The sequence below is a fragment of the Gardnerella sp. DNF00257 genome (genome assembly GCF_049262745.1).
Taxonomy (GTDB): Bacteria; Actinomycetota; Actinomycetes; order Actinomycetales; family Bifidobacteriaceae; genus Bifidobacterium; species Bifidobacterium piotii.
Genome location: NZ_CP058403.1, coordinates 16,307 through 28,383 on the forward strand (window position 1 = coordinate 16,307; position 12,077 = coordinate 28,383).

General features: G+C 46.9%; 5 protein-coding genes, 3 rRNA genes and 1 riboswitch. Of the genes, 7 read left to right on the forward strand and 1 reads right to left on the reverse strand.

What is annotated here, in order from left to right; translation table 11 throughout:
• Window positions 1-428 precede the first annotated feature (428 nt).
• The 7 genes from HXT23_RS00070 to HXT23_RS00100 all read left to right on the forward strand — a co-directional run bounded on the left by HXT23_RS00070 (window position 429) and on the right by HXT23_RS00100 (window position 11,477).
• Window positions 429-1,955: ribosomal RNA gene (locus HXT23_RS00070) — 16S ribosomal RNA — on the forward strand.
• A gap of 372 nt (window positions 1,956-2,327) precedes the next feature.
• Window positions 2,328-5,385: ribosomal RNA gene (locus HXT23_RS00075) — 23S ribosomal RNA — on the forward strand.
• A 166-nt stretch (window positions 5,386-5,551) separates the two neighbouring features.
• Window positions 5,552-5,668: ribosomal RNA gene (gene rrf, locus HXT23_RS00080) — 5S ribosomal RNA — on the forward strand.
• The 16S, 23S and 5S rRNA genes sit together here, the layout of an rRNA operon.
• Window positions 5,669-5,978: 310 nt before the next feature.
• Window positions 5,979-6,070, forward strand: a riboswitch (TPP riboswitch).
• Window positions 6,059-7,576 carry a hydroxyethylthiazole kinase gene (thiM, locus tag HXT23_RS00085; protein WP_422112857.1) on the forward strand — a complete coding sequence of 506 codons (1,518 nt, stop codon included), beginning with the start codon at window positions 6,059-6,061 and terminating at the stop codon, window positions 7,574-7,576. It overlaps the preceding riboswitch by 12 nt.
• A 5-nt stretch (window positions 7,577-7,581) precedes the next feature.
• A complete protein-coding gene (locus tag HXT23_RS00090; RefSeq protein ID WP_422112858.1) occupies window positions 7,582-9,279 on the forward strand; it encodes a bifunctional hydroxymethylpyrimidine kinase/phosphomethylpyrimidine kinase in 1,698 nt (565 codons plus the stop codon).
• A gap of 297 nt (window positions 9,280-9,576) precedes the next feature.
• Window positions 9,577-10,908 carry an ATP-binding protein gene (locus HXT23_RS00095; RefSeq protein ID WP_032813134.1) on the forward strand — a complete coding sequence of 444 codons (1,332 nt, stop codon included), beginning with the start codon at window positions 9,577-9,579 and terminating at the stop codon, window positions 10,906-10,908.
• A gap of 167 nt (window positions 10,909-11,075) precedes the next feature.
• Window positions 11,076-11,477, forward strand: coding sequence for an XRE family transcriptional regulator (locus tag HXT23_RS00100; RefSeq protein WP_162862735.1), 402 nt, complete (start codon window positions 11,076-11,078; stop codon window positions 11,475-11,477).
• A 180-nt stretch (window positions 11,478-11,657) separates the two neighbouring features.
• Here HXT23_RS00100 and HXT23_RS00105 read toward each other — a convergent pair whose 3' ends face one another.
• Window positions 11,658-12,029 carry a hypothetical protein gene (locus tag HXT23_RS00105; RefSeq protein WP_004112863.1) on the reverse strand — a complete coding sequence of 124 codons (372 nt, stop codon included), beginning with the start codon at window positions 12,027-12,029 and terminating at the stop codon, window positions 11,658-11,660.
• Between the last annotated feature and the right edge of the window lie 48 nt (window positions 12,030-12,077).

Sequence of the window (12,077 nt, forward strand, 5' to 3'; positions counted from 1 at the left end):
TTTTTGGATTATTTTTGTTGTGTTTTTGTTGGTGTGTGGTTGCTTGCGACTTTTTATCGTGTTTTGATCGTGTTTTCAACACGCCGATGTTTTGGCTTTGTTTCAATGGTTTTGGCTTGTTGGCTTGTGTGTGATTTGCTTTTGGGCTTGCTTTGGTGTAAGTTTATCTCTTGCTGCTCAGCGCGGCTGGTTCTCCTCGGTTGAGGTTGATGAGCTGGCTGGTGTGGTGGTGGTTTGAGAACTCAAGAGCGTGTCTGTACTACTTATTAGTTAATTATTGCCAGTTCATTGTCAGCCTCACAGATTGTGGGGTGCCTGAGAGATGGTTAAATGATGGTGAGGTTTTTTGTTGGGATGTTCTTTCCTTAAAGAATGTCTCGTCTTTTTCTTTTATATTGGAGCCTTATGTTGGCTCTTCATTGAAGTTTTTCGTGGAGGGTTCGATTCTGGCTCAGGATGAACGCTGGCGGCGTGCTTAACACATGCAAGTCGAACGGGATCCGACCAGCTTGCTGGTTGGTGAGAGTGGCGAACGGGTGAGTAATGCGTGACCAACCTGCCCCATGCTCCAGAATAGCTCTTGGAAACGGGTGGTAATGCTGGATGCTCCAACTTGACGCATGTCTTGTTGGGAAAGTGTTTAGTGGCATGGGATGGGGTCGCGTCCTATCAGCTTGTAGGCGGGGTAATGGCCCACCTAGGCTTCGACGGGTAGCCGGCCTGAGAGGGCGGACGGCCACATTGGGACTGAGATACGGCCCAGACTCCTACGGGAGGCAGCAGTGGGGAATATTGCGCAATGGGGGAAACCCTGACGCAGCGACGCCGCGTGCGGGATGAAGGCCTTCGGGTTGTAAACCGCTTTTGATTGGGAGCAAGCTTTCGGGTGAGTGTACCTTTCGAATAAGCGCCGGCTAACTACGTGCCAGCAGCCGCGGTAATACGTAGGGCGCAAGCGTTATCCGGAATTATTGGGCGTAAAGAGCTTGTAGGCGGTTCGTCGCGTCTGGTGTGAAAGCCCATCGCTTAACGGTGGGTTTGCGCCGGGTACGGGCGGGCTAGAGTGCAGTAGGGGAGACTGGAATTCCCGGTGTAACGGTGGAATGTGTAGATATCGGGAAGAACACCAATGGCGAAGGCAGGTCTCTGGGCTGTTACTGACGCTGAGAAGCGAAAGCGTGGGGAGCGAACAGGATTAGATACCCTGGTAGTCCACGCCGTAAACGGTGGACGCTGGATGTGGGGCCCATTCCACGGGTTCTGTGTCGGAGCTAACGCGTTAAGCGTCCCGCCTGGGGAGTACGGCCGCAAGGCTAAAACTCAAAGAAATTGACGGGGGCCCGCACAAGCGGCGGAGCATGCGGATTAATTCGATGCAACGCGAAGAACCTTACCTGGGCTTGACATGTGCCTGTCGACTGCAGAGATGTGGTTTCCCTTCGGGGCAGGTTCACAGGTGGTGCATGGTCGTCGTCAGCTCGTGTCGTGAGATGTTGGGTTAAGTCCCGCAACGAGCGCAACCCTCGCCCTGTGTTGCCAGCGGGTTATGCCGGGAACTCACGGGGGACCGCCGGGGTTAACTCGGAGGAAGGTGGGGATGACGTCAGATCATCATGCCCCTTACGTCCAGGGCTTCACGCATGCTACAATGGCCGGTACAACGGGATGCGACATGGTGACATGGAGCGGATCCCTTAAAACCGGTCTCAGTTCGGATCGTAGTCTGCAACTCGACTACGTGAAGGCGGAGTCGCTAGTAATCGCGAATCAGCAACGTCGCGGTGAATGCGTTCCCGGGCCTTGTACACACCGCCCGTCAAGTCATGAAAGTGGGCAGCACCCGAAGCCGGTGGCCTAACCCTTTTGGGATGGAGCCGTCTAAGGTGAGGCTCGTGATTGGGACTAAGTCGTAACAAGGTAGCCGTACCGGAAGGTGCGGCTGGATCACCTCCTTTCTACGGAGTTTTTGTGCACGCTCGGTTGAGTGTGGTTACTGGTGTGGAAAACAATAGTTAACGTTTTGTGAGTGTGTTGGGCATGCTTTTGGGTTCCCGGATTGCCACCCCCCTTTTTGTTTGGGGTTGCGGTCCTAGCCCTTGGATTACAGGTTGAGGCTTTATTGTTTTTGGCTTGTGTTCTTGGTGTTTGGTGGTTTGAGAACTGGATAGTGGACGCGAGTAAGAATAGTGAGACTATTTTTGGTTTTGCTTGTTTTTACTTTTATCAATTTCAACCGGCTCCATTTTGGTGGAGTCGCTTGATCGTTTTGTGATCGTTTAGTGTGATGATTTATTGTCTAGAGAGTTAAGCGATAGGCTTTTTACTGGTGTATCACTGGTAAGGGCGTATGGTGGATGCCTTGGTAGACAGGACCGATGAAGGACGTGACGGGCTGCGATATGCCTCGGGGAGCTGCCGAGTGGGCTTTGATCCGAGGATTTCCGAATGGGGAGACCCGGCCACTGTTATGGGTGGTCACCACAGTTTTTGTGGGGGGTACGCAGGGAAGTGAAACATCTCAGTACCTGCAGGAAAGGATACTCCGTGAGTAGTGGCGAGCGAAAGCGGATCAGGCTAAACCGAGTACGTGTGATAACCGTCAGGTGTTGCGTATTCGGGGTCGTGGGATTGACTGTTCAGCCTCTGACGGGGTTGAGGAGAGTGATAAAACGTCGTGTTATGTGAATGGGATTGAATTCCCAGCCGTAGAGGGTGATGGCCCCGTAGCAGGTCGTGCGATGTCTCTTTATGTTTATTCCCAAGTAGCGCGGGCCTCGTGGAATCCCGCGTGAATCTGCCCAGACCGTTGGGTAAGCCTAAGTATTCCTGTCTGACCGATAGTGTACTAGTACCGTGAGGGAAAGGTGAAAAGCACCCCGGGAGGGGAGTGAAATAGTTCCTGAAACCGTGCGCTTACAATCCGTCGGAGCCTTCTTGTGGGGTGACGGCGTGCCTATCGAAAAATGAGTCTGCGAGTCAGTGGTATGTGGCGAGGCTAACCCGGGTGGGGGAGCCGTAGCGAAAGCGAGTTTTAAAAGGCGTTTTAGTCGCATGTCCTGGACCCGAAGCGGGATGATCTAGCCCTGAGCAGGTTGAAGCGCGGGTAAGACCGTGTGGAGGACCGAACCCACCTAGGTTGAAAACTGGGGGGATGACTTGGGGTTAGGGGTGAAAGGCCAATCAAATTCCGTGATAGCTGGTTCTCTCCGAAATGCATTTAGGTGCAGCGTCATGTTATTGCTTACAGGGGGTAGAGCTACTGGATGCTTGCGGGCCCATACCGGGTACTAATAGCAGCCAAACTCCGAATACCTGTTAGGTTTATCATGGCAGTGAGTCGGCGGGGGATAAGCTCCGTCGTCAAAAGGGAAACAGCCCTGATCGTCGTCTAAGGTCCCGAAGCGCGTGCTAAGTGGGAAAGGATGTGGAGTCGCATAGACAGCCAGGAGGTTGGCTCAGAAGCAGCCATCCTTGAAAGAGTGCGTAACAGCTCACTGGTCTAGTGGTTCCGCGCCGACAATGTAGCGGGGCTTAAGCACGCCACCGAAGACGCGGCTGCGTGATTTTTTCACGCGGGGTAGGAGAGCGTCCTGTATGGGGTGAAGCGGCAGTGTGAACTTGTCGTGGACTATACGGGAGTGAGAATGCAGACATGAGTAGCGAGAGACAGGTGTGAATCCTGTCCGCTGAATGACTAAGGGTTCCGGGGCCACGTTCGTCGTCCCCGGGTGAGTCGAGTCCTAAGGCGAGGCCGACAGGCGTAGTCGAATGGATGAACGGGTTGATATTCCCGTACCGGTGTTACACCGTTCGAACTGAATCTGAGAGTACTAACCTTCGTTATTCTGGTTGATTGCCTTTCGGGGTTTTCTTCTGGTTTAGTGTTGGGAGCGTATCGGTAGTAGGTTAGCGTGGGAGTGACGCGGGTAGGTAGCCGGCTGCGGAGGTGGTTTTCCGTGGCTAAGCGTGTGGGCTGTCTCCTAGGTAAATCCGGGGGATGTTAAGCTGAGGCGTGATGGGTAGGCCGTATGGCTGATTCCGGTGATCCTGCTTGCCGAGAAAAGCTTCAACGTGAGGTGTGATTCCGCTCGTACCCTAAACCGACACTGGTGGTCTGGTAGAGTATACCGAAGCGATCGGGCGAATCCTGGCCAAGGAACTCGGCAAATTACTCCCGTGCCTTCGGCATAAGGGAGACCCTTGATGGTGATGTTTTTTACAAGCGGAGCTGTTGGGGGTGGCACAAGCTAGGGGGTAGCGACTGTTTACCAAAAACACAGGAGCGTGCGAAGGCGTAAGCCGCTGTATACGCTCTGACGCCTGCCCGGTGCCGGAAGGTTAAGAGGATCCGTTAGCTTTGGCGAAGCGGTGAATTTAAGCCCCGGTAAACGGCGGTGGTAACTATAACCATCCTAAGGTAGCGAAATTCCTTGTCGGGTAAGTTCCGACCTGCACGAATGGCGTAACGACTTCCCCACTGTCTCGGCCAGGAGCCCGGCGAAATTGCAGTACGAGTAAAGATGCTCGTTAAGCGCAGAAGGACGAAAAGACCCCGGGACCTTTACTATACCTTGGTATTGTCGTTAGGTGTGGATCGTGTAGCATAGGCGGGAGGCTGTGAAGCGTGGGCGCTAGCTTGCGTGGAGTCGATAAGTGAAATACCGCTCTTTCCATATCTGGCGTCTAACCTCGACACGTTATCCGTGTTAGGGACAGTGCCTGGCGGGTAGTTTAACTGGGGCGGTTGCCTCCTAAAGAGTAACGGAGGCGCTCAATGGTCCGCTCAGCCCGGTTGGCAATCGGGTGTTGAGTGTAATCGCACAAGCGGGCTTGACTGTGAGACTGACGGGTCGAGCAGGGACGAAAGTCGGAGATAGTGATCCGGTGCCGGCGTACGGACGTGGCATCGCTCAACGGATAAAAGGTACCCCGGGGATAACAGGCTGATCATTCCCAAGAGTCCATATCGACGGGATGGTTTGGCACCTCGATGTCGGCTCGTCGCATCCTGGGGCTGGAGCAGGTCCCAAGGGTTCGGCTGTTCGCCGATTAAAGCGGCACGCGAGCTGGGTTCAGAACGTCGTGAGACAGTTTGGTCTCTATCCTCTGCGCTCGTTGGAATGTTGAGGAGACCTGCCCATAGTACGAGAGGACCTGGGTGGACGAACCTCTGGTATGCCGGTCGTCACGCCAGTGGCGCTGCCGGTTAGCTACGTTTGGAAGGGATAACCGCTGAAAGCATCTAAGCGGGAAGCCTGCTCCAAGATTAGCATTCCTTGCACTTTGTGTGTGAGCCCCCATGTAGAACACGTGGTTGATAGGCTGGATGTGGAAGCCCTGTAAGGGGTGGAGCTGACCAGTACTAATGGGCGATTGTGATACTACTTGTATTGCTTATCGTTTAATTCTCTTAGATAGTATGGAGTGTTAAACGGTCATTTTATGGTTAAGTTGTTGATTTTGATGATTGTTCTTCTTGTTGCTCGCGTTCATGTCCGGTTCCCAAACCGCCAGCTTGCCGCTCGCTTAAGGCGAGTGTATAATCTAGTTTTGCGGTGGTCATGGCTCAGGTGAGACGCCCGGTCCCATTCCGAACCCGGAAGCTAAGGCCTGATACGGTGAGGGTACTGCACTCGATAGGGTGTGGGAGACTAACACGCTGCCGCATTATTCTTCTAGCGGGGAACTTGATTGTTCCCCGCTTTTTTTTTAATGCTTAACACGTTTAATAGTTGAACACGTTCATATTCTTGTAGTGCGATTGTACTTGATTTACGTCGTGTCGTTATATAAACGCACTACATGGAAGGTCCTCGTTCGCGCGGTCTAAGCCCGCTCACGTCTTCGCCGCCGTAGAAGCACACCGTGCTTCTACGCTAAGCGGCTCAGCGCTCCGATTTACATTTTCGCGCTACGCTCTAAGCGAAAAGGTAGGTCGTCGCGCGTGTAAATAACGTCATAACGAACATATATAGTCAAATATGGGTTCGGGGTGCGCATAAGCGCTGAGATTATACCCGTTGAACCTGATCTAGTTAGTACTAGCGAAGGGAAAATCATGACTACTGTGTCGTGCTCTAAAAATAGTGAATTCTCAACTAATGCTCGTTGCAAGCAATTCATGCAAGATGTACGTGAATGCATCGAAGCTTTACGCGCAAAAAATCCGCTAACACATTGCGTAACGAATAATGTTGTTCAAGAAATAACTGCAAACGTTCTACTAGCTGCTGGAGCATCGCCAGCAATGGTCGTAGATGCAGAAGAAGCTGAAGTCTTTGCTCAAATCGCATCTGGTGTATTAGTAAACATTGGAACATACAGGCCAGTCGACAAAGAATCTATGGATGCTGCGATTCGCGGAGCTGTAAAAGCGCACACTCCATGGGTTCTTGACCCAGTTGCAGTTGGTGGTTTAGCTCCACGCACGCAATACGCGCGCGAAATTGTTAAAAGTCATCCTACTGTAATTCGTGCAAACGCTTCCGAAATCTTAGGCTTAGCTGGAGAAGAAAGCGGCGGTAAAGGCGTAGATGCTGGAGATTCGGTTGATTCGGCAGTTGCAGCAGCTAAGAAGCTAGTTAAACTCTATGGCTCGGTAGTGGCTATTTCTGGCGAAAAAGACGCTATTTATGGTCACGGATGCTCGGCACGAGTCTCGGGCGGTCACGAAATAATGACGAAAGTAGTCGGCACGGGCTGCTCTCTTGGAGCATTGGTGGCAGCATACGTTGGAGCAAATCGAAATCGACCTTTTGCAGCAACAGTTGCCGCTCACGTACACGCTGCTGCAGCAGGAACTTGGGCAGCACAACGTTCAACATCGCCAGGGTCATTTAGAACATTATGGATGGACGCGCTTATGGATTTGAGCGCAGACGAGATGCTGAAACTAGCGAATATTGAATTTGAACTCGACCCTGTTGATTGGTCTCTATACTTTATAACAGACCCAAAGATGAGCGATCGAGCCGAAGAAGATATTGCAGTTGATTGCGTTAAAGGTGGAGCAAGCGTAGTCCAATTGCGCGATAAGTACGCAGATAGCGAAACTTTTAACAATAAAGCTCAAAGCTTGCGAGACAAAATGCTTGCTAATGGTTGCGGAGACGTGCCGATTTTTGTTGATGATCGTATAGATTGCGCTAAAAGCTTAGGACTCAACTTGCATGTTGGTCAAACAGATACGCCTTATATTGAAGCGCGTAAGTCTATTCCTGCAGAATGGATGGTTGGACTTTCTATAGAAAAGTTAGAACAGTTAGATTACGTTTATAACGAATGTGCTAAAGAAAATGTGGCATTACCAGATGTTATTGGAATAGGTCCGATTTGGCCTACTGCCACTAAGCCAGACGCCGCTCCTGCTTTAGGTGTTGAAGGAGTAGAAAAGATTGCTAAACGCGCTAAAGAAATCGGCATTAGTACGCTCGGAATTGGCGGCGTTAACGAAAATACCGTGTTCCCTATTAAAAGCACTTCAATAGATGGTTTATGCGTAGTATCTGCTCTAATGCTTGCGCAAAATCCTTGCGAAGAAGCGCACAAATTACGCGATGCTATTACGAAGGAATAAAAATAATGAATAATCAGTTTTCGCAAACTCAAGCACCTTTGCAATCAATTTCTAAATTATATGATTCAAGCCTAAGGCCATCTTCTTTGCCATCTTTAGAAGACCCGATTATTCCACGCGTATTAAGCATTGCTGGAACTGATCCAACAGGTGGAGCTGGAATTCAAGCTGATCTAAAATCAATCACAGCATCTCATGGATTCGCAATGTGTGTAACAACTAATTTGGTTGCTCAAAACACTTGCGGTGTGCGAGAAGTTTACACTCCTCCAACCGAGTTTTTACAAGCGCAATTAGAAGCAGTATTTGATGACGTAACTATTGATGCTGTAAAAATCGGCATGCTTGGAGATAAATCATATATTAGTCTAGTTCAAGATTGGCTTAAGAATCATCCTGTTCCTGTTGTTGTGTTAGACCCAGTGATGGTAGCAACTTCGGGAGATAGGTTGCTTGAAAAGTCTGCAGAAGACGCAATGCGTGAATTTGCGCCTCTTGCGGATGTTATTACGCCAAACATACCTGAGCTCGCAGTATTATGCGATAAACAGCCTGCATCTAATTTTGAAGAAGCTTATGCTCAAGCAAGCGAGTGGAGTGCAAAAAACAATACTATTGTTATTGTTAAAGGCGGCCACTTAACAAGCGAAGATGCTGGGAATACTGTTGTGTTCCCAGATGGCCACAGAGTGCACGTTCCTTGCCATCGAGTTGATACAACAACAACGCATGGTACTGGCTGCTCGCTATCTTCTTCGCTCGCTACGCGCATAGGATTAGCGTTGCGAGAAGGAAAGAAGCTAAGCGATTACAGTACTGTAGCGGATGCTTTAGCATGGTCGTCAAGATGGCTTAACGAAGCTATTGCTTGCGGTAAAGATTTGCATGTTGGCAAAGGTCATGGGCCTGTGAATCATGCGGCTCGTAATTATCGTTTGGAATTAGATTCTTCGTCAACTCCTTGGGAGCATATGCAAACTAGTGGCTTAGACGGATTAACTGCGCAAAGCGTAGTCGTAAAAGCTCATAGCAAGGCTAGAAAGCCAAATGTGGAGCCTTGTGGCCCTTGGACTCAAGCGTTATGGGATGCTAGCGCAGATGTTGATAACAACATTATGAAAATGCCATTTATTAAGGCTTTAGGCAATGGAACGCTTGACTCCGACTTGTTTGCTTTCTACATAAGTCAAGATTCCGAATACTTGAAGCGCTATTCTCGCGCGCTTGCTGCTGTTGGAGCTAAAACGCCAGATAATGAAGCTAGAGTGCATTGGGCTACGGGTGCAGCTATGTGTATAGAAGCAGAATCGCAGTTGCACAGAGATTGGCTTGGAAGTAGAAATATAAGCATTGATGCGCCTTGCTCTCCAGTAACATTAGCTTACGTAAATCACTTGCTTGCTTCTACAATGGCCGAAGACTACGTGATTGGAGCTGCGTCCATATTGCCATGCTATTGGCTTTATGAAGAAGTGGGGCAAATTTTAGTCAAAAATAATACTCCTGAAAACCCATATTATGATTGGATTTCAATGTATTCTTCTCATGATTTTGAGTCAGGAGTAAGAATGGCAGTTAAATTTGTTGAGAGAGCTTTTGAGGAAGCTGGACCAAAGGCTCGAATTCTTGCTGCTCAAGTATATATGACTTCATGCATTTACGAGTATGAGTTCTTTAATCAAGCTCATAGAGCATTGAGGTAGATGGTTTGATAGCTTGATAACTTGATAGCGCTGATGCATTGACTTCGTCTTTATTAACAACATCTAGAGGATTTGAAGATGAGTCAAAGCGTCAGCGCATTTTTTTTAATACGCATGTCTCTTATTGTTGATTTTTCTATTTTTCTATTTTTCTATCGTCTATCTTGCAAAACCCAAAGTACTTTGGAAAATATCAGATAGAATTGCCAAATATGCACCATTTTCGCTAATTCTATCTTGCAAAACCCAAAGTACTTTGCTAAATTGAAGATAGAAGTGGAAAGAAAAGGAATGCGAATGATTTTCAATCGTCAAAGGTACATAAAGAAACTGAACCAGCTTAGTTGGAATGGCCTGGTTAAAATCATTACTGGTGTGCGCAGAGCAGGAAAATCGTTCATTCTTAATGAGCTGTTCTATAATTCTCTTATTTCTCAAGGTGTTTTGCAGAATAATATTATTCGGTTTGCCTTTGATGCAGATGAAGATATTGATCGTCTTGAGCCATTTGCAAATGGCGAACCGGTAAAAATCGCAGATAAAAAACTTGGCTACGTTATCAATGCTAAAGTGTTCCGTCGCTACATTGCATCGCAAATAAATGATAGCGACAAGTTTTACATTTTCCTCGACGAAGTGCAATTGCTTGATAATTTTGTTGGCACACTTAACAGTTACTTAAGGCATGCAAATTTAGACATATATGTTACTGGATCTAACTCCCGTTTTCTTTCATCGGACATTGTTACTGAATTTAAGGGGAGGAGCACAGAAGTTCACGTTCAACCTCTTACTTTTGCTGAATACATGGAAAGTTCTAGCAAAACGGTTTCGGAATCTTGGGCAGATTACATTGTTGCTGGCGGGATACCGCTTGTAGCTAGAATGCAAAATGTTGAGGAACAAATAAAATACCTTGAAAATCTTGTTAAAGAAACTTATTTGAAAGATGTAGTTCAGCGAAACGGCGTGCGAAAAGAGCAGGCGCTTTTTGAAACTTTGCAAGTAATAGCTTCGTCAATAGGCGCTCCTGTTAACCCAAGGAAACTTTCTAACACGTTTATTAGCCACGGATATGGAGAAATTACTTCAGCAACTGTTAGTCGTTTTATAGACTACTACAGTGATGCTTTTCTTGTAAGCAAAGCTCAAAAGTACAATATTAAGGGCAAAAAATACATTGATTCCTTGTTCAAGATTTACTTTGAAGACATTGGAGTACGCAACGCTTTGCTTAATTTTAGGCAAATCGAAGAGTCGCATATTATGGAAAATGTTATATACAACGAGTTAAGATATCGCGGATATAACGTGGATATTGGCGAAATGAATATTGCTGAAAATACTGGTCGAAAAGATAAAAATAACCATGATATTTATGCGCAAAAATCTTTGGAAATAGATTTTATTGCTACTTTGGGAAGTGAAAAATATTATATACAATCTGCGCTCGCTATGACGACGGAAGAAAAATCATTGCAAGAAAAGCGCTCGCTTTACTATATTGATAATTCTTTCAAAAAGATAGTAGTTACGAAAAATGGATTGCATGCTACAAGAGATAATCGTGGGGTAGTCACCATGGATCTATTCGATTTTTTGCTTAACGAAGACAGTCTTAAGCGGTGACTTAATGCAATATGCTTTAGTCTTGGCAATGGCTGAGTGAAGAAGCGTCATGTGTGCTTTATAGCTTCATTGTGCTGATTTTGTATGCAATGCCTATTTACTTAATTGATAAATAGGCATATACTTATATGTGTGAAGCGAAAAGAGTTGGAGAAAAGACTCAATCAATGAGTGCCACTGAGCATGATAATGCAACGACTTGTTTGCAAATGGTGACCGCTATAGCTCGCAGATGCGATGACTGGTGGGCTATAGAAGTGCCGGAAATACCAGGATTGTTTACTCAAGTGCGTAGGCTGGATCAGGTTGCAGCAATGGTAAAAGATGCTGCTGCAACTTTAAATGTTAAAGTCAATGGCGTGAAAGTAATTCCGAAACTTAGTGAGCAAGATGAGCTTATGCTTCAGCGCATGCTAGATGCAAAATCTGCAGCTATAAAAACTCAGCAAGAAGCATCTATGCTTATGCGTGAAACAGTTCGTATACTAAGGAATCAGGGATTGACGGTTCGTGATGTTGCAGAGCTTACGGGGGTTACTCCGCAGCGAATAAGTTCGCTTAAATCTTAGTGATTCAAATCAATGCGGTTGCGGCTATGCGCAAGTAAGTTGCTCAGTAGTGTATAAACTCTATGCAAAACAAATCAATAGCGAATAAATAAGTGAAGGTCAAGTCGTAGGATGCGTGGCTACAACTTGACCTTTGAAAATTGCGATATTTTTTTAAGTTAAAATCGCAGTCTAATGCTTTTATTTATTCTTGGCAATTCCAAGAGCTTTTGAACTTTCATCCTTATCAAGGCCTATAAATAGAAGCACAATTATGCCAATAATCAGCGGAACATAACCGTATCCAGATCCGTGGATTATGCCGAATATTTCCATAAGTCCATTTGCTATTACGGCCAGTGAAGATACTATAAAATATAGTTGCGCGCACCACGGTTTTTTAATGAGAAACATGGTTGCAAGACCAAATAATCCAGCGATAATTTGAGGTACTCCCCATAGATAATCATTACGCATTACAATCAGCGCAATTCCGCTAGCAAGAAATACACCATTGGCTATTGTCCAAAATACGGATGGAATTTGTGCTTTTGTATCTTCTAAATTACTCATATTCTTCTCTTTCTAATAAAAGAAAATAATTGTGTATATCAAACCTTT